At 70.4% G+C, this 23,307-nt stretch carries 23 protein-coding genes, 1 tRNA gene and 1 pseudogene; 16 read left to right on the forward strand and 9 right to left on the reverse strand.

The window, feature by feature from the left end; all coding sequences use genetic code 11:
* Positions 1-25: 25 nt before the first annotated feature.
* Together DT019_RS30010 and DT019_RS30015 are read left to right on the forward strand one after the other, a co-directional pair.
* Complete coding sequence (locus DT019_RS30010) at positions 26-757, forward strand: molybdopterin-dependent oxidoreductase (RefSeq protein ID WP_223279827.1); 732 nt, start codon at positions 26-28, stop codon at positions 755-757.
* Positions 699-1,364, forward strand: a complete 666-nt coding sequence (locus DT019_RS30015; RefSeq protein WP_114040090.1) for a cytochrome b/b6 domain-containing protein — start codon at positions 699-701, stop codon at positions 1,362-1,364. The genes DT019_RS30010 and DT019_RS30015 overlap by 59 nt, the downstream gene beginning before the upstream one ends.
* Here the strand turns inward: DT019_RS30015 and DT019_RS30020 are convergent.
* Both DT019_RS30020 and DT019_RS30025 read right to left on the reverse strand, forming a co-directional pair.
* A complete protein-coding gene (locus tag DT019_RS30020) occupies positions 1,350-2,756 on the reverse strand; it encodes a gluconate:H+ symporter (protein WP_114040091.1) in 1,407 nt (468 codons plus the stop codon). The genes DT019_RS30015 and DT019_RS30020 overlap by 15 nt on opposite strands.
* A gap of 12 nt (positions 2,757-2,768) precedes the next feature.
* Positions 2,769-3,278 (reverse strand): gluconokinase, encoded by a 510-nt coding sequence (locus DT019_RS30025; RefSeq protein ID WP_114040092.1) that lies wholly within the window; start codon positions 3,276-3,278, stop codon positions 2,769-2,771.
* A 138-nt stretch (positions 3,279-3,416) separates the two neighbouring features.
* On the opposite strand from DT019_RS30025, the gene DT019_RS30030 reads away from it, so the two are divergent.
* Complete coding sequence (locus DT019_RS30030; protein WP_114040093.1) at positions 3,417-4,118, forward strand: FadR/GntR family transcriptional regulator; 702 nt, start codon at positions 3,417-3,419, stop codon at positions 4,116-4,118.
* A 230-nt stretch (positions 4,119-4,348) separates the two neighbouring features.
* A complete protein-coding gene (locus tag DT019_RS30035) occupies positions 4,349-5,812 on the forward strand; it encodes an amino acid permease (protein ID WP_114040094.1) in 1,464 nt (487 codons plus the stop codon).
* A 77-nt stretch (positions 5,813-5,889) separates the two neighbouring features.
* Here DT019_RS30035 and DT019_RS30040 read toward each other — a convergent pair whose 3' ends face one another.
* A complete protein-coding gene (locus tag DT019_RS30040) occupies positions 5,890-6,597 on the reverse strand; it encodes a TetR/AcrR family transcriptional regulator (RefSeq protein ID WP_114040095.1) in 708 nt (235 codons plus the stop codon).
* 69 nt (positions 6,598-6,666) lie between these two features.
* Between DT019_RS30040 and DT019_RS30045 the strand changes: the two genes are divergently transcribed.
* Genes DT019_RS30045 through DT019_RS30060 form a run of 4 tightly spaced genes read left to right on the forward strand, consistent with a single transcriptional unit; the run spans position 6,667 to position 11,660 of the window.
* Positions 6,667-8,214, forward strand: a complete 1,548-nt coding sequence (locus DT019_RS30045; protein WP_114040096.1) for an APC family permease — start codon at positions 6,667-6,669, stop codon at positions 8,212-8,214.
* A 37-nt stretch (positions 8,215-8,251) separates the two neighbouring features.
* The gene (locus DT019_RS30050; RefSeq protein ID WP_114040097.1) at positions 8,252-9,895 is read left to right on the forward strand and encodes an amidohydrolase; all 1,644 of its coding nucleotides are present in this window, start codon (positions 8,252-8,254) and stop codon (positions 9,893-9,895) included.
* A gap of 44 nt (positions 9,896-9,939) precedes the next feature.
* Positions 9,940-11,025 carry an S-(hydroxymethyl)mycothiol dehydrogenase gene (locus DT019_RS30055; RefSeq protein ID WP_114040098.1) on the forward strand — a complete coding sequence of 362 codons (1,086 nt, stop codon included), beginning with the start codon at positions 9,940-9,942 and terminating at the stop codon, positions 11,023-11,025.
* Positions 11,025-11,660: an MBL fold metallo-hydrolase gene (locus tag DT019_RS30060; protein ID WP_114040099.1), complete on the forward strand. Its 636-nt coding sequence runs from the start codon at positions 11,025-11,027 to the stop codon at positions 11,658-11,660. The genes DT019_RS30055 and DT019_RS30060 overlap by 1 nt, the downstream gene beginning before the upstream one ends.
* Before the next feature lie 525 nt (positions 11,661-12,185).
* On the opposite strand, the gene DT019_RS30065 is transcribed toward DT019_RS30060, so the two are convergent.
* The 4 genes from DT019_RS30065 to DT019_RS30080 all read right to left on the reverse strand — a co-directional run bounded on the left by DT019_RS30065 (position 12,186) and on the right by DT019_RS30080 (position 15,319).
* Positions 12,186-13,049 (reverse strand): amidohydrolase family protein, encoded by an 864-nt coding sequence (locus DT019_RS30065; RefSeq protein WP_114040100.1) that lies wholly within the window; start codon positions 13,047-13,049, stop codon positions 12,186-12,188.
* Entirely contained in the window at positions 13,046-13,357 is a 312-nt protein-coding gene (locus tag DT019_RS30070) for an L-rhamnose mutarotase (protein ID WP_114040101.1), read from the reverse strand. Before DT019_RS30070 ends, DT019_RS30065 begins: the two co-directional genes overlap by 4 nt.
* Positions 13,354-14,298 carry an aldo/keto reductase gene (locus tag DT019_RS30075; protein ID WP_114040102.1) on the reverse strand — a complete coding sequence of 315 codons (945 nt, stop codon included), beginning with the start codon at positions 14,296-14,298 and terminating at the stop codon, positions 13,354-13,356. The genes DT019_RS30070 and DT019_RS30075 overlap by 4 nt, the downstream gene beginning before the upstream one ends.
* A gap of 70 nt (positions 14,299-14,368) precedes the next feature.
* Positions 14,369-15,319 (reverse strand): RluA family pseudouridine synthase, encoded by a 951-nt coding sequence (locus DT019_RS30080; RefSeq protein WP_114040103.1) that lies wholly within the window; start codon positions 15,317-15,319, stop codon positions 14,369-14,371.
* 196 nt (positions 15,320-15,515) lie between these two features.
* On the opposite strand from DT019_RS30080, the gene DT019_RS30085 reads away from it, so the two are divergent.
* The 6 genes and pseudogenes from DT019_RS30085 to DT019_RS39850 all read left to right on the forward strand — a co-directional run bounded on the left by DT019_RS30085 (position 15,516) and on the right by DT019_RS39850 (position 19,879).
* A complete protein-coding gene (locus DT019_RS30085; RefSeq protein WP_223279829.1) occupies positions 15,516-17,042 on the forward strand; it encodes a beta-ketoacyl-[acyl-carrier-protein] synthase family protein in 1,527 nt (508 codons plus the stop codon).
* 572 nt (positions 17,043-17,614) lie between these two features.
* A pseudogene (locus tag DT019_RS30090) lies at positions 17,615-18,114 on the forward strand (DUF6879 family protein).
* Entirely contained in the window at positions 18,111-18,953 is an 843-nt protein-coding gene (locus tag DT019_RS30095; protein ID WP_114040104.1) for a helix-turn-helix domain-containing protein, read from the forward strand. The pseudogene DT019_RS30090 and the gene DT019_RS30095 overlap by 4 nt, the downstream one beginning before the upstream one ends.
* 305 nt (positions 18,954-19,258) lie before the next feature.
* The gene (locus DT019_RS30105) at positions 19,259-19,492 is read left to right on the forward strand and encodes a hypothetical protein (RefSeq protein WP_147267362.1); all 234 of its coding nucleotides are present in this window, start codon (positions 19,259-19,261) and stop codon (positions 19,490-19,492) included.
* Positions 19,489-19,704 carry a hypothetical protein gene (locus DT019_RS30110; RefSeq protein ID WP_114040107.1) on the forward strand — a complete coding sequence of 72 codons (216 nt, stop codon included), beginning with the start codon at positions 19,489-19,491 and terminating at the stop codon, positions 19,702-19,704. The genes DT019_RS30105 and DT019_RS30110 overlap by 4 nt, the downstream gene beginning before the upstream one ends.
* Before the next feature lie 19 nt (positions 19,705-19,723).
* Complete coding sequence (locus DT019_RS39850; protein ID WP_189390057.1) at positions 19,724-19,879, forward strand: hypothetical protein; 156 nt, start codon at positions 19,724-19,726, stop codon at positions 19,877-19,879.
* A 378-nt stretch (positions 19,880-20,257) separates the two neighbouring features.
* On the opposite strand, the gene DT019_RS40440 is transcribed toward DT019_RS39850, so the two are convergent.
* Both DT019_RS40440 and DT019_RS30125 read right to left on the reverse strand, forming a co-directional pair.
* Positions 20,258-20,773, reverse strand: a complete 516-nt coding sequence (locus tag DT019_RS40440) for a DUF3987 domain-containing protein (protein WP_223279830.1) — start codon at positions 20,771-20,773, stop codon at positions 20,258-20,260.
* A gap of 286 nt (positions 20,774-21,059) precedes the next feature.
* Positions 21,060-21,147: transfer RNA gene (locus DT019_RS30125), tRNA-Leu, on the reverse strand.
* 187 nt (positions 21,148-21,334) lie between these two features.
* On the opposite strand from DT019_RS30125, the gene DT019_RS30130 reads away from it, so the two are divergent.
* Positions 21,335-22,666: a M20/M25/M40 family metallo-hydrolase gene (locus DT019_RS30130; protein ID WP_114040109.1), complete on the forward strand. Its 1,332-nt coding sequence runs from the start codon at positions 21,335-21,337 to the stop codon at positions 22,664-22,666.
* A 197-nt stretch (positions 22,667-22,863) separates the two neighbouring features.
* Positions 22,864-23,097 (forward strand): chaplin ChpH, encoded by a 234-nt coding sequence (gene chpH / locus DT019_RS30135; protein ID WP_114040110.1) that lies wholly within the window; start codon positions 22,864-22,866, stop codon positions 23,095-23,097.
* Positions 23,098-23,307 lie beyond the last annotated feature (210 nt).

Raw genomic sequence — 23,307 nt, forward strand, 5'->3', positions numbered from 1 at the left:
GGCCCGCGGGTGTTCGAATCGTCGGGTGAGACCAGATCCAACGCCACCGCCCGCGCGGGGCGCACCCGTCGGGCGCCGGCTCGTGCTCGGCATGCTCGGGCTCGGCGTGGCCGGCGTCGCCTCGGCGCGCTACGTCCAGAGCGGCCTGGAGTCGTTCCTCGGCGCCGCCGCCGACAAGGACCCCACCGGGCTGACCAGTCTGCTGCCCAACGGCGGCGGCTTCCGCTACTACTCGGTGGCCGCCTCCGTGCCCGACCGGAGCGCCGCCGACTACCGGCTCACCGTGGACGGCCTGGTCACCAGGCCCGCCACCTACACCCTCGACGCCCTGCGCGCGCTGCCGCAGACCCGGCTGGTGCGCGACGTGCAGTGCGTGACGGGCTGGCGGGTGCCCGGCACCCCGTTCGCCGGGGTCCAGCTGTCCCGCCTCCTCGACGCGGCGGGGGTGCGGCCGGGCGCCGGGGCGGTCCGGTTCACCTGCTTCGACGGGGCGTACAGCGAGAGCCTCACCCTCGAACAGGCGCGCCGCGACGACGTGTTGGTCGCGCTGAGCATGCAGGACAAGCCGGTCAGCCACGCCCACGGCGGCCCGGTCCGGCTGTATGTGGCGCCCATGTACTTCTACAAGTCGGCGAAGTGGCTGTCCGGGATCACCGTGACGGAGAAGGTCGAGCGGGGATTCTGGGAGGAGCGAGGCTATGACACCGACGCCTGGGTCGGCCGGTCCAACGGACGCCAGGACACCCCCACCTCCTGAACTCCCGCACCGGGTAAGCAGGTTCACCCCGGGGGAGCGGTGGGTGCACCGCGCCACGGCGTGGCTGATGGGCGCCTGTGTGGTGACCGCGGCGATCCTGTACGTCCCCCAGTTCGCCGAGGCCGTCGGCCGCCGGGAGCTGGTGGTGCGGGTGCACGAGATCTGTGGGGTGCTGCTGCCCGCGCCGGTGCTGCTCGGGCTCGCCTCCCGGGCATTCCGGGCGGACCTGGGCCGCCTCAACCGCTTCCTGCCGTACGACAGGACCTGGCTGCGCACCGCGCTGCGCAGGGAGCGGGAGCCGCGGCCGGCCGGGAAGTTCAACGCCGGTCAGAAGGTGTACGCGGGCTGGATCGCGGGGGCCGGCCTGGTGATGCTGGGCACCGGGGTGCTGATGTGGTTCACGCACCTCGCGCCCATCGAGGTGCGGATCGGCTCCACCTTCGTGCACGACTGGCTGTCGCTGGCGGTCGGGATCGTCGTCATCGGCCATGTGTGGATGGCGCTCGGCGACCCGGAGGCACGCCGTGGCATGCGCACCGGGTCGGTCGAGCGGCCCTGGGCGGAACGGGAACACCCGTTGTGGGAGCCGGAGCTAGACGACGAGTGACAGCAGCAGGACGAAGCCGAGTGCCACCACGGAGATGATCGTCTCCATCACCGACCAGGTCTTGATCGTCTGGCCGACGTTCATCCCGAAGTACTCCTTGACCAGCCAGAACCCGGCGTCGTTCACATGGCTGAAGAAGAGCGAGCCGGCCCCGACGGCCAGCACGAGCAGGGCCGCGTGCGCGGTCGACATGTCGGCCGCGAGCGGCGCCACGAGTCCGGCCGCCGAGATGGTCGCCACCGTCGCCGAGCCGGTCGCGAGCCGGATCGCCACCGCGATCAGCCAGGCGAGCAGCAGGGAGGGGATCGCCCAGTCCTTGGAGAGGTCCAGGATCATCTGGCCGACACCCGCGTCGATGAGCGTCTGCTTGAAGCCGCCGCCCGCGCCCACGATCAGCAGGATGCCCGCGATCGGCGCGAGGGACTTCTCGACGGTCGCCGAGATCCGCTCCTTGGTGAACCCGGCCGCCCGTCCCAGCGTGAAGATGGCCACGACGACGGCGGCGAGCAGCGCGATCAGCGGGGAGCCGACCACGTCGGTGACCCGCTGGACGTGGTTCTTCGGATCGTCGACGACGATGTCGACCAGGGCCTTGGCCAGCATCAGGACGACCGGGAGCAGCACGGTGACGATGGTCGCGCCGAAGCCCGGCCGCTTCTCCAGGTCCTCGGAGGGACGGCTGGGCACCATCTTGTCCGGGGCCGGGATGTCGACCCAGCGGGCCGCGTACTTGGAGAACAGCGGGCCCGCGATGATCACCGTCGGAATCGCGACGACCACGCCGAGCGCCAGCGTCACCCCGAGGTTGGCGTGGATCGCGTCGATGGCGACCAGCGGTCCCGGGTGCGGCGGGATCAGGCCGTGCATCACGGACAGACCCGCGAGCGCGGGGATGCCGATCCGCATCAGCGAGTAGTTGCCGCGCTTGGCGACGAGGAGCACCACGGGGATCAGCAGCACGATGCCGACCTCGAAGAACAGCGGCAGCCCGATGATCGAGGCGATGGCCACCATCGCCCACGGCATGGCCCGCCCGCCGGACTTCCCGGCCCTGGCCAGGATGGTGTCGACGATCTGGTCCGCGCCGCCGGAGTCGGCGAGCAGCTTGCCGAGGATGGCACCGAGCGCGATCAGCACGCCCACTCCGGCGACCGTGCTGCCGAGACCGCCGCTGAAGCTGGCGATGGCCTTGTCGAGCGGGGCGCCCGCGAAGGCGCCGAGCGCCAGCGAGCCGATGGTCAGGGCCAGGAAGGCGTGCAGCTTGAACCTGGTGATGAGCAGAACGATGACGGCGATGCCCGCGAGTACGGCAATGCCCAGCTGGGTGTTGCCGGCCGAGGTGATCGGCTCCGGGGCGCCCGCTGCCAGGAACTCGACGCTGAGTCTGGTCACGGTGGGGATTCCTTAGGTGGTGAGCGGTCGCAGAGCGGCGGCGGCCCGCTCCGCGATGTCCTCGGGGGTGCCGGAGACGTCGACCGAGACACCCGTCTCGTCGGCGCCCAGCGGCTGGAGGGTGGCGAACTGCGAATCGAGCAGCGCGGTCGGCATGAAGTGGCCCTTGCGCTCGGCCATCCGCCGCTCGATGAGCGCGCGGTCGCCGGTCAGGTGCAGGAAGACCAGGCCGGGGGCGGCCGCCCGCAGCCGGTCGCGGTAGCTCCGCTTGAGCGCGGAGCTGCTGACGACTCCGCCGAGCCCGGCGCGGCCGTGCGCCCACGCGCCGATCGCGTCGAGCCAGGGCCAGCGGTCGTCGTCGTCCAGCGGGATGCCCGCGGACATCTTGGCGACGTTGGCCTGGGGGTGGAAGTCGTCTCCCTCGGCGTAGGGGACGCCGAGCCGTTCTGCGACCAGCGGCCCGATGGTGGTCTTGCCGGTCCCGGCAACACCCATCACGACGATGGTCAGGGGGGAGTTCATGCGGGTGGTGCCTCGCTGTCTTCATCGACATCGATGTCCGTTGCGCACACTCAAACCCATTAGGTACGACATATTCAAGAGCCCGTGATGTAAAAGTCATACTTTTGAGGCCCGATGGCCGCCCCGTAGGCTTGGCCCATGACGACTCGGGCCCGGGGGCTTCACACGCATGTGCTCGACAGCCTGGGTCTGGCGATCACCGCGGGGGAGTACCCGCCGGGCAGTGTGCTGCGCACCGACGAGCTCGCCCAGCGCTTCGACGTCTCGCGCACCGTGGTCCGCGAGGTGATCCGGGTCCTCGAATCCATGTACCTGGTCGAGTCCAGGCGCCGGGTCGGCGTGACCGTCCAGCGGGCCGAGCAGTGGAACGTCTACGACCCGCAGGTCATCCGGTGGCGGCTCGCGGGCGCCGACCGGCCGCGCCAGCTGCGCTCCCTGACCGTGCTGCGCTCCGCAGTGGAGCCGGTCGCCGCCGGGCTCGCCGCGCTGCGGGCCACCCCCGCCCAGTGCGCCGACCTCACCGAGCAGGCCCTCGGCATGGTCGCCACCTCGCGCGGGCGGCAGCTGGAGGCGTACCTCGTGCACGACGTCGCCTTCCACCGGATCGTGCTCAACGCCTCCGGCAACGAGATGTTCGCCCGGCTCGGCGACGTGGTGGCCGAGGTCCTCACCGGCCGCACCCACCACCAGGTGATGTTCCCCGACCCGGATCCGGCCGCCGTCACTTTGCATGTGCGGGTGGCCGAGGCGGTGCGCGAACGCGACGCCGCGGAGGCCGAGCGGCTGACCCGGGAGATCGCGGTGGGAGCCCTCCAGGAACTGGACGTCCTCGCCCCATAGGTACCCTGGGCAACAAAAAACGCTCACGGGATGCTTTTCTGTTACCTCAGAAACACCTCAAATCTGTCTCTACGTGACATTGGACACTGCCAAACTGTGCCGACAGCCGGGACCATGGGCCGTTGGTCCGTGCCATGGTGACGACTAGTCCCAGCCAAGGTGACGACCTGCATCACCGGTTAGGCCGGTCCCGCACGACCGCATGACCCCTCACAAAGGCGAACTACTCCATGAGTGACCGCACCATGCCTGCGGCCGAGACCCAGAGTGCCCCCGCGGGGGCGACGACGGGCACCCCCCACATCGACGCCGGTGACGCCGGTTACAGCAAGGACCTCAAGTCCCGCCACATCAACATGATCGCCATCGGCGGCGCGATAGGCACCGGCCTCTTCCTCGGTGCCGGCGGCCGGATGGCGGGCGCGGGCCCCTCGCTCGCCATCGCCTACGCGGTCTGCGGCGTCTTCGCCTTCTTCGTCGTACGGGCCCTGGGTGAGCTCGTGCTCTACCGCCCCTCCTCGGGTGCCTTCGTCAGTTACGCCCGTGAGTTCATGGGGGAGAAGGGCGCCTACACGGCGGGCTGGCTGTACTTCCTGAACTGGTCGACCACCGCCGTCGCCGACATCACCGCGGCCGCGACCTATGCCCACTTCTGGGCCATGTTCAGCAGCGTTCCGCAGTGGGTCTGCGCCCTGGTCGCGCTCGCCGTCGTCCTCACCGCCAACCTCATCTCGGTGAAGTACTTCGGCGAGATGGAATTCTGGTTCGCGATCATCAAGGTCGTCGCCCTGGTCGCGTTCATGCTCGTCGGCATCTACCTCGTGGTCACCCAGCACGACGTGGACGGCGCCACCCCGGGCCTCGCCAACATCACCAGCCACGGCGGCATCTTCCCGATGGGCATGCTGCCCATGCTGCTCGTCATCCAGGGCGTCGTCTTCGCCTACGCCTCGGTCGAGCTGTGCGGCGTCGCCGCCGGCGAGACGGAGAACCCGCACAAGATCCTGCCCAAGGCGATCAACTCGATCATGTGGCGCGTCGGCATCTTCTACGTCGGCTCGGTCGTGCTGCTCGCGCTGCTCCTCCCGTACACCGAGTACTCCGAGAACCAGAGCCCGTTCGTCACCGTCCTGGACAAGATCGGGGTACCCGGCGCGGCCGGCGTGATGAACCTGGTGGTCCTCACCGCCGCCCTCTCCAGCCTCAACTCGGGCCTGTACTCCACCGGCCGCATCCTGCGCTCGATGTCGCTCGCGGGCTCCGCGCCCAAGTTCGTCGGCGTGATGAACAAGGGCAAGGTCCCCTACGGCGGCGTGCTCTTCACCGCGTTCTTCGGCGTCCTCGGCGTCGCCCTCAACGGCTTCGTGCCCGACGACGCCTTCGAGATCGTGCTGAACTTCGCCTCCATCGGCATCCTCGGCACCTGGGCGATGATCATGATCTGCTCGCTGCTGTTCTGGCGCCGCGCACAGGAGGGCCGCCTCCAGCGCCCCTCCTACCAGCTGCCCTGGGCCCCGTACACGCAGATCGTGACCCTGGTCTTCCTCGCCGCCGTGGCGTTCTTGATGTGGTACGGCGGGGGAGTGGGCCGCACCACGATCTACTGCCTGCCGATCATCGCGGCGCTGCTCGTCGGCGGCTGGTACGTCGTCCGCAAGCGGGTCGGCGCGATCGCCTCGGCCTTGGAGAAGTAGTCCCACCCAGGCCTGCCGAGAGGGCGGCACCCCGGTTCGCCGGGGTGCCGCCCTCTTCGCATGCGCGGCGGGAGGCCTCAGGCCCGCACGTGCCCCAGCCGGGCCGCGGCCGCCGCGAGCATCATCTCCAGGGCCGCCGGATAGGCGCTGCGGCCCATCTCCGCCACCAGCGTCGGCGCGGTCGCCGCCACATGCGGATGGGAGCGGGCCGGAAGCCGCGCGTACTTCTCCCGCCAGGCCCGCTCCTCCTGGGCCCGGGAGCGCGTCGGCAGCGTGAGCACGGCCGCGTCGAGCGCCGCGAAGGACAGGGCCTGGTCGACGAAGACGTGGTAGATCCGCACCGCCTCCGCGTCCGGGAACCCGGCGCCGCGCAGGATCCCGAGGATCATCTCCACCGACCGCATCTCGTTGACCCGCCCGGTCACCCGGGTGCAGGTCAGCAGCGCCGCCTGCGGATGGGCCTGGTAGTCGGCGTGGATGCGCAGGCCGAGCGAGCGCAGGTCGGCCCGCCACTCGCCGGTCGGCCGCCAGGAGCGCAGGGTGCGGCCGATGAGCTCGTCGGCCACCGCGAGCAGCAGGTCGTCGGTGTCGTGGAAGTACCGGTAGAGCGCGCTCGGATCCGCGCCCAGGGCCGTACCCAGCCGGCGCACGGTCAGCGCCGCCGCACCGTGCTCGCCGATCAGCCGCAGCGCCGTCTCGACGATCAGCTCCTCGGACAGCACCGTGCCCCGCTTGGTGGGCCGACGGCGCCGCCGCTCCCCGTCCGCCACGACTCGCTCGCTCATGCGCCGCACCCTACGAACCGCCGCCCATTATGACAACAGCGTTGACGCAACGGTCCGGCGGCGAGTTCGATGTGCCGCCATCGGGGCCGACGAGCGCCCCTTCGCGAAGGAGCGTCCGTGAGCACTCCCTACGGCAGTGACCCGCCCGTTCTGCGCAAGAGCCTCGGCGTCCTCGACGGCGTCGCGATAGCCGCCTCCTCCACGGCGGCCACCACCAGCATCGGCATCGGACTCGGCGTCACGGCCGGCGCGGTGGGCCTGCACCTCCCGATCGTCATGCTGCTCGCGTTCGTGCCGATCCTCGGCATCGCGAGCGCCTACACGCGGCTCAACAAGGTCGAGCCCAACATGGGCAGCGGCTATGTGTGGGTGGGCCGCTCGCTCAACCCCTGGCTGGGCTTCCTCACCGGCTGGATCGGCATCGTCTCGACGGTCGTCTTCCTCTCCTACACCACCGCCGTCACCGGCTCCGCCCTCATCCAACTGGCGGGCGAGAGCGGTCTGCACGAGGTCGGCGGGCTGCGCCTGGACCCCGACTCCACCGCCCAGTCCACCGCGCTGGGCATCGTGGTCCTGGTCGCCGTCACCTTCACCGCGGTCGTGGGCACCCGCTCGGCGGCCACCCTGCAGAAGTGGCTCCTGGTCTTCGAGTACGCCGTGCTGCTCGGCTTCTGCGGCGACGGCCTGCTCAGGGGCCCGCACCCCTTCAGCCTCGACTGGCTCAACCCCTTCACCATCCCCTCCGGTCAGGCCCTCGCCCAGGGACTGCTGCTCTCCGTCTTCTGCTACTGGGGGTTCGAGTCGACCTTCAGCGTGAACGAGGAGATCCGGAACCCCGAGGACGCCTCCAAGGCCGGACTCATCACCCTGTTCACCATGCTCGGCCTGTTCCTCCTCGGCTCCTTCTCCTTCCAACGGGTACTCTCCGCCGACGAGCTGGTGGGACACGGCGCCCAGGGCCTCACCTTCTTCGGCGACCGGCTCGCCGGTCAGCCGCTCGCCGCCCTCCCCCTGGTGGCCCTGACCTTCTCGGCCGTCGCCTCGCTCCAGTCCGGCGTCATCCCCACCGTGCGCGGCATGTTCGCGATGAGCCGCGACCGCACGCTGGGCCCGCTGTGGCTCAAGGTCAGCCCCCGGTACGGGACCCCGGCGGCGGGCACCGTCGCCATCGGCTCCGTGGCGGCGGCCATCGCCGTCCTCTCGCTGCTCATCCCCAAGATCGGCGACCTGATCCTGGCGTCCGTCAACGCCATCGGGATCGTGGTGTCCCTCTACTACGCGCTGACCGCCCTGGCCGCGGCGAGCCGATTCCGCGGCGCCCTGAAGGAGAGCGCCGGCGAGGCGGTGCGCGCCGTCGTCATCCCGGTCCTCAGCGCCCTGTTCCTGCTCGGCCTCGGCGGCTACCTCGGCTGGACCTTCTACACCTCCGCCGACCACTTCGAAGTCAGCCCCGACAACGGCTGGTTCATGCTCCTGTGCCCCGCGGTGATGGTGCTCAGCGGGGTGGCCGCGGCCGCCTGGGCCAAGTGGGTGAGGAAATCACCGTACTTCGTCACCGGCCGCTCGACCATGGAGGACGACCCGCCGCCCCTGGGCGCCTCCCCCGAAACCGTCTGACCCCTTCGCACCACCTCCGCACAGAATGGATCCGCGCATGCGCCACACCCCCGCCGACCTCGTCTTCACCGGCGGTCCGGTCCTCACCCTGGACGCCGCCCGCTCCCGCGCCACCACGGTGGCCGTCACCGGGGACCGGATCACCGCCGTCGGCCACGACGAGGTGCGCGAACTGATCGGCCCGAGGACCGAAGTCGTCGACCTCGCGGGCAAGTTGCTGATCCCCGGCTTCCAGGACGCCCACGTCCACCCGGTGTCGGCGGGCATAGAACTGGCGCGCTGCGACCTCACCGGCCTGCGCACGGCGGCCGACACCCTCGCGGCCGTACGGGCCTACGCCGACGCCCACCCCGACCAGGAGTGGATCACCGGCGGCGGCTGGTCCATGGAAGCCTTCGAGGGCGGCAGCCCCACCCGCGACCTCCTCGACCGCGTCGTGCCCGACCGCCCCGTCTACCTCCCCAACCGGGACCACCACGGCGCCTGGGTCAACACCCCCGCCCTCACGCTCGCCCACATCACCCGGGACACCCCCGACCCCGCCGACGGCCGTATCGAGCGCGACGCGTCCGGCGAGCCCACCGGGCTGCTCCAGGAAGGGGCCATGGACCTGGTCGGCCGGTTCACCCCCCGCTCCACCCCCGCCGAACGGCTCGCGGCCCTGCTGCGCGCCCAGGCCCACCTCCACTCGTACGGGATCACCGCTTGGCAGGACGCGATCGTGGGCCGCTTCGGCTCCATGGACGACCCCGCGGACGCCTATGTGAGGGCCGCCCGCGACGGCTCGCTCACCGCCCGGGTGGCCGGAGCGCTGTGGTGGGACCGCGAGCGCGGCGCCGAGCAGATCGCCGAACTCGTCGAGCGACGGCGGGAGTTGGGCCACGGCAGGTTCCGGGCCGGATCGGTGAAGATCATGCTGGACGGGGTGGCCGAGACCGGCACCGCGGCCCTGCTCGGTCCCTACCTCGACGCCTGCGGCTGCGCCACCGCCAACACCGGCACCAGCTTCGTCGACCCCGCCGAACTGCGCGCCTACGTGACGCGGCTGGACGCGCTCGGCTTCCAGGCCCACTTCCACGCGCTCGGCGACCGCGCCGTACGCGAGGCGCTCGACGCGGTGCGGGCGGCCCGTGAGGCCAACGGGTGGAGCGACACCCGCCCGCACCTCGCCCACCTCCAGATCGTGCACCCCGACGACATCGGCCGCTTCCGCGAGCTCGGCGCGACCGCCAACATCCAGCCCCTGTGGGCCTCGCACGAACCCCAGATGGACGAGCTGACCATCCCCTTCCTCGGCGCGGAACGGGCCGGGTGGCAGTACCCGTTCGCGGCGCTGCTCCGCTCCGGGGCGACCGTGGCGGCGGGCTCCGACTGGCCGGTCAGCAGCCCCGACCCGATGGAGGGCATCCACACGGCGGTGAACCGGATCGCGCCCGGCGAGCAGGGCCCGGTGTTCCTGCCCGACCAGCGCATCACCCTGACCGCCGCGTTCGCCGCGTACACCGCGGGAACCGCCTATGTGAACCACCTCGACGACACCGGCTCGATCCGCGCGGGCGCCCTCGCCGACCTGGCGGTGCTCGACCGCGACCCGTACGCGGGGCCGCCGCAGGAGATCGGCGCGACCCGGGTGCTCGCGACCTACGTCGGCGGCGAGCGGGTGCACGAGGCCACCTCATAGGGTGTTCCCGATACACCCGACGGCACGGAACAGGGAGTGGCGGCATGTCGCAGCAGGTCCAAGGGGTCATCGCACCGGGGAAGAACCAGCCCGTACGGGTCGAGACCATCGTGGTGCCGGACCCGGGCCCCGGTGAGGCGGTGGTGCGGATCCAGGCCTGCGGCGTCTGCCACACCGACCTGCACTACAAGCAGGGCGGCATCAACGACGACTTCCCGTTCCTGCTCGGCCACGAGGCGTCCGGGATCGTGGAGTCGGTGGGCGAGGGCGTCACCGACGTCGCGCCCGGCGACTTCGTGATCCTCAACTGGCGTGCGGTGTGCGGGAGCTGCCGCGCCTGCCTGCGCGGTCGCCCGCAGTACTGCTTCAACACCCACAACGCCCGGCAGCGGATGACCCTGCTCGACGGCACCGAGCTCTCGCCCGCGCTCGGCATCGGCGCGTTCGCCGAGAAGACCCTGGTCGCGGCGGGCCAGTGCACCAAGGTCGACCCCGCCGTCTCGCCGGCGGTGGCGGGCCTGCTCGGCTGCGGAGTCATGGCCGGCATCGGCGCGGCCATCAACACCGGCAACGTCGGCCGGGGCGACTCGGTCGCCGTCATCGGCTGTGGCGGAGTCGGCGACGCGGCGATCGTCGGAGCCCGGCTCGCGGGCGCGGCCAGGATCATCGCCGTCGACATCGACGACCGCAAGCTCGCGACGGCCGAGACCATGGGCGCCACGCACACGGTCAACTCCCGTACGCGGGACGCCGTCGAGGCGATCCGGGAGCTGACCGGCGGCAACGGGGCGGACGTCGTCATCGAGGCGGTCGGCCACCCCGAGACGTACAAGCAGGCGTTCTACGCCCGCGACCTGGCGGGCACGGTCGTCCTGGTCGGCGTGCCGACCCCCGAGATGACCCTGGAGCTCCCGCTCCTGGACGTATTCGGCCGCGGCGGCGCCCTGAAGTCCTCCTGGTACGGCGACTGCCTGCCCTCGCGCGACTTCCCGATGCTGATCGACCTGCACCAGCAGGGGCGGATCGACCTCGGGGCGTTCGTCACCGAGACGATCGCGCTGGACGAGGTCGAGAAGGCCTTCGAGCGGATGCACGAAGGCGATGTGCTGCGCTCGGTGGTGGAGTTCTGATGACTGTTCGCACGCGTATCGATCATCTGGTCACGTCCGGCACGTTCGCTCTGGACGGCGGCACCTGGGACGTCGACAACAACGTGTGGATCGTCGGCGACGACGAGGAGGCCGTGGTCATCGACGCGGCCCACGACGCGGAGGCGATCCTGGCGGCACTGGGCGGGCGCAGGCTCAAGGCGATCCTCTGCACGCACGCCCACAACGACCACATCGACGCGGCCCCCGCCCTCTCGGACGCGACGGGCGCGCCGGTCCTGCTGCACCCCGCCGACCTCCCGCTCTGGAAGCAGACCCACCCCTCGCGCCTCCCGGACGGCGAACTGTCGGACGGGGAGAGCCTGTCGGTCGCCGATGTGGCCCTTGAGGTGCTCCACACCCCGGGCCACGCCCCGGGCGCGGTCTGCCTGTACGCCCCGGCGCTGGGCACGGTCTTCACCGGCGACACCCTGTTCGCCGGCGGCCCCGGCGCGACGGGCCGCTCGTTCTCGGACTTCCCGACGATCATCGACTCGATCCGGAACCGGCTGCTGTCCCTGCCGCCCGGGACGGCGGTCCGTACGGGGCACGGGGACGGCACGACGGTCGGGGCGGAGGCCCCGCACCTGGAGGAGTGGCTCACCCGAGGCCACTGACCCCGTGCCCCCGGGGGGGGTGCGCTCCGCCCCGGGGCGCGCCCCGGCCCCCTGTCGCCCTTCGGCCCGCGGACCGTAACCGGCTGGTCGCGCAGTTCCCCGCGCCCCTGAACCCGCCTTCGTGCGCGGGCCGTGCGTGGTCGCTCGCGCAGTTCCCCGCGCCCCTGGCGGTGCTGGTGCTGGGCGGTATTTTCAGCCTGTCATGGGGGTCCCCCCTGGCCCTTGAGGCCTTGGGGGAGTTTGAGGACGAGCGCCGTTCAGGCGCGATCGGGGTCTGGGGCGGAGCCCCGGGGGTTCTGGTCAGCCCCTGAACCCGCCTTCGGCCTGCGGGCCGTGGCCGGCTGGTCGCGCAGTTCCCCGCGCCCCTGGCGGTGCTGGTGCTGGCCAGTGTGGGCATCTTTAGCCTGTCCGGCGTTTGAGGACGAGCGCCCTTTAGGCGCGATCGGGGTCTGGGGCGGAGCCCCAGGAGTCTCCGTCAGCCCACACACCCCCGGAGGGTCTCGGGGAGGGGCGGGGCGGGGAGAGTCACCCCACGGGTCCCAACCCGTAGGCGCCCCGCGCCGTCCCCCCGAACACCGCCCCCCACTCACCCGTACTCAACCCCCCGACAAGCTCCCGAGCCACCCCCACCACACCCCCGTACGACGTGGCCAGCCCACACACCGGCCAGTCCGAGCCCCACATCACCCGCCCCGCTCCGAACGCGTCGAGCACCACCTCCGCGTACGGCCGGAGGTCCGCCACGGTCCAGGTCGCCCAGTCCGCCTCCGTCACCATCCCCGACAGCTTGCACACGGTGTTCGCATGCGCCGCCAGGGCGCGCACGTCCGATGCCCAGGGTTCCAGGGCGCCCGAGGCGATGGGTGGCTTGCCCAAGTGGTCCAGTACGAAGGTGAGTTCGGGATGCCGGGCCGCCACGCCGGTGCACGCGGGCAACTGGTCCGCGCGGACCACCAGGTCGTACACGAGCCCGGCACCCGCGACCGCCTCCAGACCCCGCCGTACGTCGTCGCGCGCCAGCCAGCCCGGGTCCTGCTCGGACTGCACCTGGTGCCGGATGCCCACCAGCCGCCCGCCCCCGGGCAGCCGGCGCAGCCGGGCCAGCTCGTCGGCGACGCCGGGCGCGGTGAGGTCGGTCCAGCCGACCACCCCGGCCACGAGGTCGCTGCCGTCCGCGAGGGCCAGCAGCTCCGGGGTCTCCTCGGCCACGGTGACCGTCTGGACCACCACCGTCGCCGTGACCCCGACGGCCTCGGCCTCGTCGCGCAGGTCGTCGACGGTGAAGTTCCGCCGCAGGGGGGCGAGTCGGGGCCCGGCGATCCAGTCCTGGTCGCGGACGCCGAGATCCCACACATGATGATGGGCGTCGACGAAGCCCGCCCCGCTCACAGCTCCCACACCACCGGAAGCCCCGCATCCGCCCCTTCGGCCCCGTAGTCGTGCGCGACGTCGAGCAGTTCGCCCATCCGCTCCTGCCACGCGACATTGACCGGCAACGTCGCCAACTCGCTCAGCAGACGCGCGTAATCCGCGCATTCGATCACATGGAACAGCTCGGTGCCGCTGCGCCAGATCGTCCAGGACGTGGCACCGGCCGCGGAGATGGCGGCCGTGAGTTCCGGCGGCACCTCGCGGTGTGCGGACTCGTACTCCTCGATCCGGTCGGCCCGGACCCGGGTGTGCAGCGCGACCCTCATAGGCCCAGCTCCTCCCAGAGCGCGTCCGGTACGGGCGTCGTGAACATGGCGGCGGTGTCGGCGACTTCGGCAGCCGAGCGCGCTCCCACCAGTACGCTCGCCACCGCCGGATCACGCAGCGGGAAGGCGAGGGCCGCGGCCCGCAGGGGGACGCCGTGGTCCGCGCAGACCGCCTTGATCCTCAGGGCGCGTTCGACGAGTTCCGGGGGAGCGGCGGCGTAGTCGTAGGTCGCCCCGGGGCGCGGATCGGCGAGCAGCCCGGAGTTGAAGACACCGCCGACCACCACGTGTCTGCCGCGGGCGGCGGCCTCAGGCAGAAGCTCGCGGGCGGCGCCCTGGTCGAGGAGCGAGTAGCGTCCGGCGCAGAGCACGGCGTCGACGTCCGTCTCGCGCAGGAACCGGACCAGCAGCCCGGTCCGGTTCATCCCGACGCCTATGGCCCCCACGACGCCCTGGGCGCGCAGCCGTTCCAGGGCCGGGTACGCCTCGCGGAGCGCCTGGTCGCCGTGGTCGTCGGGATCGTGCAGATAGGCGATGTCGATCCGGTCGAGCCCGAGCCGTTCCAGACTGGTCTCCAGGCTGCGGCGCACTCCGTCCGCGCTGAAGTCCCAGCGCCGCCGATGGGTGGCGGGCACCGCGAAGCCCGCCGCGAGATCGTCCCCGCCGCCCTCCCGGGGCTCCAGAATCCTGCCGACCTTCGTGGAGAGCGTGTACGCGTCGCGCGGGCGGCACCGCAGCGCCGCCCCCAACCGGCGCTCGGAGAGGCCGAGTCCATAGTGCGGGGCGGTGTCGAAGTAGCGGATGCCCGCGTCCCAGGCGGCGTCGACCGCGCCCCGGGCCGTGTCGTCGGTCAGCGGCGAGAAGAGGTTGCCGAGGGCGGCGCCGCCCAAGGACAGGGGGGTCACCCGGCAGGACCCCGCACCCAACGAGGTAGCACGCATGCCCGCATATTTATCAGACCTCTGTGGGGTTCAGGCACCCCTGAAGCCCCAATTTCCGTACAGCTGGGCCCTATTGGTCCGATGTCTTGCCGTCCGGCCACCTCTCCAGCCGGAGTCGGCTCTCAAACCTCAGGGCCCGCCCGTCCACCGGATCGGTGAACTCCAGCACCTTGGCCAGCAGTTGCAGCGGCGCGGCGAAGTCGTCCGGCGCGGGCTCCGGCAGGACCACCGGGTAGACCGGGTCGTTGAGGATCGGCAGACCGAGCCCGTGCATGTGGACCCGGAGCTGGTGGGTGCGGCCGGTCGCGGGCAGCAGGCGGTAGCGGCCGAGCCCGCCGCGCCGCTCCACCAGCTCGACGCGGCTCTCGGCGTTGGGCTCGCCCGCCTCCTCGTGGGCGGCGATGACCCCGCGCTCTTTCACGATCCGGCTCCGCACGGTCACGGGCAGGGCCACACTTGGGTCGTACGCCGCCACCGCTTCGTACTCCTTGCGGACCCGGCGCCCGCCGAACAGGTTCTGGTACGCGCCCCGGTCCTCGGGGCGTACGACGAACAGGGCGAGGCCCGCCGTCAGCCGGTCGAGCCGATGGGCGGGCTGGAGCGCGGGCAGGCCAAGGTCGCGCCGCAGCCGGGCCACCGCCGTCTCGGTGATGTGCCGCCCCCGCGGCGTGGTGGCCAGGAAGTGCGGCTTGTCCGCGATCACGATCCGCTCGTCCCGGTGGACGACGCCCACCTCGAACGGCACCGGCACCTCCGGCGCGAAATCCCGGTGGAACCACACGTACATCCCGGGCCGGTACGCCTCCGCCCCGCTCAGCGGGCCGTCCGCCCCGACGAACCGCCCCTCGCCGAGCATCGCGGCGACCCGTCCGGCGCCGACCGCGCCCGCGAACCGGCCGACCAGATGCTCACCGACCGTCGCCCAGGCGCCCTCGGGGTCGGCGGGCAGGCGCACACGTACCGGATCGATGCCGTCGCGCTGCGCGAGCGGGGCGGCCGGGGTCCTTGATCTGCGGGTCACGGGACCAGAGAACCTCACCGGACCCCGCAGAGGCAACAGAACCCCAGGTCAGGAAGGCGGGCCGACTCCTCGGCAGGTGGGGAGGCGCGGGCGGCGGCTCTCCCTGGCCTGCCTTCTTCCCGTCGGGGAGGCATGCTGCCAGAGGGGACTGTGCCCGGAACACCCTGATTCCGCCGTGAATGAGGTAAAGGGAACGATGAGCGAAGAGTCGGTCATGGGCGGCAAGTGCTGGCTGCTCACCACGAGCGAGCTGGTGCCCGGCGACGTCATCGCGACCGACCCGGACGGCCCCTGGCTCGTCGTGGTGCGCACCGCGCCCGCGACCGAGACGAGGACCAGGCTGTATCTGCGCCCCCTCACAGGCGGCCCGGACCTGGAGCGCGTGCTCCCGCGCTACGAGCGCCAGGTCGTCCGCACCACGCGGGTGGACCCCGCCGACCTGCCGGACCCCGAGCAGTGGACGGCGCCCCGGCGCCGCCGGGTCGTGGTGACCGGCCTGGGCGCCGTCAGCCCGCTCGGCGGCGACGTGCCGGGGCTGTGGCAGGGACTGCTCGAAGGGCGCTGCGGCGTCACGGCCGTCACGGGTCCGGGCTTCGACGGCCTGCCCGTACGGCTCGCGGCCCGGGCCGCCGTGGACCCCGCCGACCTGCTGCCGAGGCCGGTCTCACGGCGGATGAACCGTTCCGCCCAGTTCGCGCTGCTCGCCGCCCGCGAGGCCTGGAGCGACGCCGGGCTCGACCCCGCCGGCACCGTGGCCGCCGGCCTGCGCCCGGAGCGCGCCGGAGTGTCGATGGGCACGATCATCGGCGGGGCGCCCGTGATGGTCGAGAGCCGGCTCATCCTCGACGAGCGCGGCCCGAGGGCGGTCTCCCCGTACACCACACCCATGATCGTGCCCTCCGCCTCGGCCGCCCAGATCTCCAAGGACCTCGACATCCGGGGCGAGGCCAGGACCTTCGTGTCCGCGTGCGCGTCCGGTACGGAGGCGATCGGGCAGGCGATCGACGCCATCCGCGCCGGACGGGTCGACCTCGTGGCCGCGGGCGGCACCGAGGCCGTGATCACCCCGGAGATCCTCGCCGCGTTCGCCGCGATGCGGGCGGTCTCGACGCGCAACGACCAACCGGGCCGGGCGTCGAGGCCGTTCGACGAGGCCCGCGACGGATTCGTCCTGGGCGAGGGCGCGGGCGTCCTGATCCTGGAGGACGAGGAGCACGCCCGGGCCCGCGGTGCCCGCGTCTACTGCGAGGCGGCCGGCTGGGGCCTGTCGGCGGACGCCTTCCACATGGCGGCTCCCGAGCCGCACGGCCGCGGCGTCGAGGCCGCGCTGCGCTCCGCCCTCGCCGACGCCGGGGCCACCCCCGAGGACGTCGCGCACATCAACGCGCACGCCACGGCGACCGTCGACGGCGACCGCACCGAGGCCCGCGCGCTGTGCCGGCTGTTCGGCAGCCAGACCCGCGACATCCCGGTCACCGCCAACAAGGGTGCCCTGGGCCATCTCCAGGGCGGCGCGGGCGCGGTGGAGGCCATCGTCGCGGTCCTCACGCTGCGGGACGGCCTGATCCCCCCGACCGTCGGCTGCGACCACCCCGAGGAGGGCCTGGGCCTGGACATAGTCCGCGGCACCGCGCGCCCCCTGCCGCCGTGCGGCGACGTGGTCCTGAGCAATTCGTTCGGCTTCGGCGGCCACAACGCGGTCCTGGCCCTCCGCCGCGCCTGACCCCCAGGCGACAGGGCCCCGGAACGCGAAAGAACCCCACCGAAGTGGGGTTCTTTCCTGCTGGTGTCCGAGGGGGGACTTGAACTCTCCACTCGGGCACCAGCTCACTCATGTGTTGACCTGCGGAAACGCACCCTAGAGCGCCCTGTACTGACTCCGGCGTTGGTCATTCTCACCTGCTGTTTCTGCCTGTTTCGGACCGCTGTTGGTCATGCGTTGGCCACGTGACCAACTGTCCCCGTCGCCCCTCTGGCAGACGAGTGAGGGGACTTCTTTATGCCAAGACGTGCATAGTCGCGTTCTTGCATAGACGCTCCGCCCGCCCCGCTCGTACCGTCGAACCGAGCGGCCCGCACGGGGCCGGGACGAGGGGGTTCACACCATGGCTCGTGAGGAACTGACCCGACTGACAGGCAACGGAAACGGCAAGTGCGGGCAGGGTGACTGCCCAAACGTTTACCGCACCGAACGAGGCACGTTCGTAGTTCAGGGCGACCTCTCGGCGGCATTCACCCCGCCCACGGGTTAAGGGCTGGTGGAGATCCCTGAGGAGACGCTGAGGGAGGCCGTTCGTGCTCTTGGATGGTGAGGAGTGGGCGGCCAGGTTCCGCGACTTCCGACAGGAAGCTTGGCGGCTTGAGACCCTGCCCCAGTACCTCGTACCGCAGGAAGCGGAAGATTCGCAGCGTTCAAGGCAGGGGCCCGGTTCCCTGGTCCGTACGAGGATTCGTGGATCGAGATGGTGCGCACTCGCAAGGTAGGACGTGTGCACGTCGTCCGACAGCCGCTCAGCGACTATCTGCGGTTCGAATTTGATCGGTACTACCAACACCAAGCACCCGCCGGAGAAGACATCCGCATCCTCGACGTGACGGACCGCCCTAATCCCCTGCCGGACCACGTGGGCGACTTCTGGATGTTCGACCGCACCACGATCGTGCTCATGCACTATCAGCCGGACGGTAAGCAGATCAGCCGCGAACTGTACGAGGGCGACCCTGCCCCGTTCATTGAGTACCAGAAGACAGCCCTAGAGGCTTCTCTGCCGTTCCTGGAGTACATCGCCGGGTGAGTGTCGAGCCTGAAGAGCTGGGCCAGTCCAGCGAGGAACTGGCGGCCCTTCTGAAAGCGGTACGCAAGCGGTCCGGGCTTTCCGGAGTCCGGGTCGCTGCCCGCTGCAACATGTCTCAGTCGAAGGTCAGCCGACTTGAGAGCGGACGTGTTCGCGCTTCCATCGTGGACGTAGAACAGATCTTCCGAGCCTGTGAAGCACCTTCGGAGTTGCTTGCCCAAGCCATGGCATTGGCCCGGCTCGCAGCGACCGAGTGGCAGGGCGCGCGCGGGCTACGCCGGAAAGGCCTGGACAAGAAACAGCTTGAGCTAGCCGGACTGGAGAAGACCTCCACAGAGTTCCGGTTTTTCCTGCTCTCGATGATTACGGGGCTTCTCTCCACCCCTGAGTACATCCGTGCCAGCCTGGCGCACATCCCTGGTGATCATTCCCGGACCGTGGCCAAAAAGCTGGACAGGCAACAGGTCCTGTACGACCGCTCCAAGCGGTTCACGTTCCTTCTGACCGAGCAGGCCATTCGCTGGCCTCTCGTTCGGTCCGACGCGCTAGCCGTACAGATCGACCACCTTGCCTCGCTGACCCATTTGCCGAACGTCAGATTGGGCGTGATCCCGCTGGATAGCCAGGTGGGCCCCGCGCCACTCAACACGTTCACGGTCTACGACGAGCGTATAGCGACAGTGGAGATCTCCACAGGAGTCATGGTGTTCAGAGACCCCAGGGACGTTGCATCCCATCTCCAAGAGTTCGCAACCTACGAGGCGCGAGCCCAATTCGGGCAGTCTGCCCGGGGATTGCTGCAAGACCTCGCGGACCGGCTTAGAACCTCATCGGAATGATCTTTAGTCCAACACAGGCATAAAACTACGGGGGTTGCCGCTACGCAGAAGACACTTGTCGGGCGCCGAAGACGCCGACGAGAGGAAGCCATGACTAGTCCGCTCAAGTACCCGCAACCGCCAGTGGAGTTGGCGGGAGCGGTAGAGGCGTACCTGTACGACTGCACTCCGGTACCGGGTTGCGGAGTCTGTGCGGCACTCGTGAGGGAGTTGGAAGAGGCCAAGACGACCAAGCGGTGGAGTGAAGCCTACGACGCTGCGGCGGAGGTGCGAAACCACCCGCACGCCGAGCGGAGGCAGCGGTGATGGACATGCAGGAATGGCGCGCGGCGTGGGATCGCGCTCAGGACGCCACAGACGCTCTCAGAACCGCTCTGTCTGACATGGGGGCAGGACAGACGCAGGTGTCCCACTTGCGGCCCGCGGTTTCCCGCAAGGGAACGGCGTGGGTCGATGTGGGTCAGTTGCCTGCGTCCGTGGCGGAAAGACTCGCCGAAGTCATCCGGGTCGGCAGCCTCGACACCATCGACCGCTCATGAGCCAGGACGCGACGTACACAGCCCAGGAGCTGAGTCCGGACGAAGCACTCGCCTCGTTGTACCGGTTGGCCATGAGCGTGGCTGCGGAGAACGGGGCGATCATCACAACCGGCGCCCGTGGGCTTGGCCCCTACGCCTTTATGGCCGAGGTCCGGCGCCGGGGAATTGTCATCCGTTTCCTCGACGCCGCGACCAGTGACCGAGTGGATTGATCCGCGCTACGCGGACATCGTGGAGTTGTTCGATAAGGCGTACATCGGGGGCTCCCTGCACTGCCCGAAGTGCTATGGCGTCCGCAACTGCGTGATCATCGACATGGAGAACGGTGGCGCGGGGGACTACTGGACGTGCCCATGCATCCCTGACGCCTTCTGGGGCGTCCACTGATACTCCCGCTCCTTCCATGATCGCGGCGGCGCGATGTGGCAGGAGCGGGCCTTCTTCAGGATCCCTTGGGGCGGGACGTCCGCACACTGACCAACAAAGGAACACCCCCACCGGATCGGCGGGGGTGTTCTTTGGTTTGTTCGAGCGGTTCAGATCAGCGCCAAGAAGGGGTTGCCACTCGTGGACAGTTCCGCGCGCTTTGATCCGGGCGCATCCACCGGGGCAAGTTGCACGACCATGGCGCAGTTCTCTTCACTCTCCGCGCTGGCCGGCTGCGGCGCAGCGTGACGGGAGGCGTCTCGGTTCTGGGCGCGGCCGGGATCGGCCGGCGTCGGTGTCAGAGAATGGGAGGCCGGTTCCTCGGGGCTGCTGGGACTGTCACCGCGCAGCGTGAAAACGGTCGCTGGTCGGCCCGTCTTCCCCGCCCGTTCCACGGTGGCGACGATTTCGGGCAGTGCCTTGACCTCCTCGGCCGTTGCCCCGACGTAAAGGCAACACCTGGGAGGAGGTAGCGGCGCCGCCGTTCATCTCGATCCGGGCCCGGACCTTGTCCGTGAGACTGGCCGGTTGTCGCTTCACCTTCGGCGAATCGGCTCCCTTGCTGATCCGGACGGCGTCCTGGACGGAGCAGCGTACGAGGGAGAACGCGGCTCCCAGCATCTCGTTCGTGATGGCCTCGGAGCATTCGGCGGCGGCCAGGCAGCCCGCGACTCTGAGGGTCTGTTCTGCGGTGCGCTCGATGAACACGGACTGAGCTTCGGGCAGGGTCTCGCCGAGGATGCGAGCGTACCGACGCACGATCCGCCACAGCGGCCGGGCGTCCTCGGAGAGCGTGACCACGCGGGGGCGGACGGTGGCCCACGCGTAGGCGTCGGACAGGTCGGAGCCGTCCACCTTCGGCAGGCTCACCCGGTCATCGTCCAGCATCGGGACCGCCCCGAGCAGGAACGGGAGGATGCGGTTGTCGCCGCGAACGTCCGGCCCAACTCACCGGGCTACACGATGGCTCGGTACGGCCACTCGCGTAAGGACGGGGCGCGGAAGCTCGCCGCCTCCGGTGCGGGCCGACTCGGCCTGTCATCCCTGGTCTGACCAGGCAACTCTCTGGGCTGTTGGTCACGTGGTTGGTCACGCCGCACCCCAGAAAAGCAAAAAACCCCAGATCAACTGGGGTTCTCGCTGGTGTCCGAGGGGGGACTTGAACCCCCACGCCCGATAAAGGGCACTAGCACCTCAAGCTAGCGCGTCTGCCATTCCGCCACCCGGACAAGGTGTCTGTCTCGCGGGCCGTGCCCGTTCCGACGTGGAAAACAATAGCAAACATCCGGGGGTGCTCGATCACCCCCCTGGCCTGCGTGAACACGGGATGTCGACGGGAGGCCGCCCTTGGGTGGCGAGGGGGAGCGGGGGGAGGATGGGGGCGGACCACACGGAGCGACAGCGGGAGGAAGCAGCGTGAGCGAGTCGAGCACGACCCGGACCGGCGGCGTGACCGGTGAGGACGAGGTCGTCGACCTCTGTCGCGATCTGATCAGGATCGACACCAGCAACTACGGCGACCACTCCGGACCCGGTGAGCGCGCGGCCGCGGAGTACGTCGCGGAGAAGCTCGCCGAGGTCGGCCTGGACCCCAAGATCTTCGAGTCGCACAAGGGCCGCGCCTCCACGGTGGCCCGGATCGCGGGCGAGGACCCGTCGCGGCCCGCGCTGCTCATCCACGGCCACACCGACGTCGTTCCGGCCAACGCCGACGACTGGACCCACGACCCCTTCGCCGGCGAGATCGCCGACGGCTGCGTGTGGGGCCGCGGCGCGGTCGACATGAAGGACATGGACGCCATGACCCTCGCGGTCGTACGGGACCGGCTGAGGAGCGGCCGCAAGCCCCCGCGCGACATCGTCCTGGCCTTCCTCGCCGACGAGGAGGCGGGCGGCACGTACGGGGCGCGCTTCCTCGTGGACAAGCACCCCGAGCTCTTCGAGGGCGTCACCGAGGCCATCAGCGAGGTCGGCGGGTTCTCGTTCACGGTCAACGAGAAGCTGCGGCTCTACCTGGTGGAGACGGCGCAGAAGGGCATGCACTGGATGAAGCTGACCGTGGACGGCACCGCCGGGCACGGCTCGATGATCCACAAGGACAACGCCATCACGGAGCTGTCCGAAGCCGTGGCGCGGCTGGGCCGGCACAAGTTCCCGGTGCGCGTGACCAAGACGCTGCGGCACTTCCTCGATGAGCTCTCGGACGCGCTGGGCACCGAGCTCGACCCGGAGAACATGGACGAGACGCTCGCCAAGCTCGGCGGCATCGCCAAGCTCATCGGCGCCTCGCTGCAGAACACCGCCAACCCGACACAGCTGGGCGCCGGTTACAAGGTCAACGTCATTCCCGGGCAGGCGACCGCGCACGTCGACGGGCGCTTCCTGCCGGGGTACGAGGAGGAGTTCCTCGCCGACCTCGACCGGATCCTGGGGCCGCGGGTCAGGCGCGAGGACGTCCACGCGGACAAGGCGCTGGAGACCACCTTCGACGGCGCCCTGGTCGACGCGATGCAGACCGCGCTCCAGGCCGAGGACCCGATCGCCCGCGCCGTGCCGTACATGCTCTCGGCGGGCACCGACGCCAAGTCCTTCGACGACCTCGGCATCCGCGGCTTCGGTTTCGCGCCGCTGAAGCTGCCGCCGGAGCTGGACTTCGCCGGGATGTTCCACGGAGTGGACGAGCGGGTCCCGGTCGACGGCCTGAAGTTCGGCGTACGGGTCCTCGACCGGTTCATCGACGCCTCCTGAGGCGGCGCGCAAGGGGCCCCTCCCGGGACCCCTGGCACCGGTTACGTGCTGAAACGACACTCCATTAATCGTTTGAACGTACGTGTCCGACTGAAAAGAGTGAATGCACTCATATGCTCGTAGCCCCATAACTTCCGCCTCGTTACAGGGTGTGCGGTCCGCGGCTGGGATCGCACATTGCCAACAAGGAGGAAGTAATGATCAAGAAGGTCGTCGCTGCTGCGGCTGTCACTGGTGGTCTGGTTCTCGCGGGTGCGGGCCTGGCTGTCGCCGATGCCGGTGCCCAGGGTGCCGCTGTGCACTCCCCGGGTGTCGCGTCCGGCAATGTCATCCAGGTTCCCGTGCACGTGCCGGTGAACGTGTGCGGCAACACGGTCTCCGTGATCGGGCTGCTGAACCCCGCCTTCGGCAACACCTGCATCAACAAGTGACGTTGTGCCTCAACCCGTGAGGGTCTGAGCCGGGCGGCCCCGGAGTGCGCGCCATGCACTCCGGGGCCGCCCGGCATTTCAGCCCGGGCGCAACGGCGCATCCGGGCTTTCCGGAAGGCAGAAGGCAGGGAACGAGACTATGCGACAGGTCACCCGCAAGGGACTGATCACCATGGCGGCCGCGACCGGCGTCATCGCCATGGGCAGCGG

This window comes from Streptomyces sp. SDr-06 (genome assembly GCF_003324565.1).
GTDB lineage: Bacteria > Actinomycetota > Actinomycetes > Streptomycetales > Streptomycetaceae > Streptomyces.